Raw genomic sequence first — 261 nt, 5'->3', positions numbered from 1 at the left:
CCCCCGCACAGGAGATAGCCATGCGTTCGCAGCGGATCGTCCACATCGTCAGTTGCCATGCCGAAGGCGAGGTCGGCGACGTGATCGTCGGCGGCGTCGCCGCGCCGCCCGGCGCCACCCTCTGGGAACAGTCGCGCTGGATCGCCAGAGACCAGGACCTGCGCAACTTCGTCCTCAACGAACCGCGCGGCGGAGTGTTCCGCCACGCCAATCTGCTGGTGCCGGCCAAGGACCCGCGCGCGCAGATGGGCTGGATCATCA

1 protein-coding gene is annotated in these 261 nt (G+C 68.6%); it reads left to right on the top strand.

Annotated elements, in window-relative coordinates; genetic code table 11:
• Positions 1 to 20 precede the first annotated feature (20 nt).
• Positions 21 to 261 (top strand): proline racemase family protein (locus ACLJNW_RS26025; protein ID WP_410961480.1); only part of this gene is annotated, 241 nt, incomplete at its 3' end.

The sequence above is a fragment of the Salmonella sp. SAL4457 genome, assembly GCF_046548235.1.
Lineage (GTDB): Bacteria > Pseudomonadota > Gammaproteobacteria > Enterobacterales > Enterobacteriaceae > Salmonella > Salmonella enterica.
The sequence above is the reverse complement of the archived record's forward strand: the minus strand, read 5'-3'. Positions and strand labels throughout refer to the sequence as shown.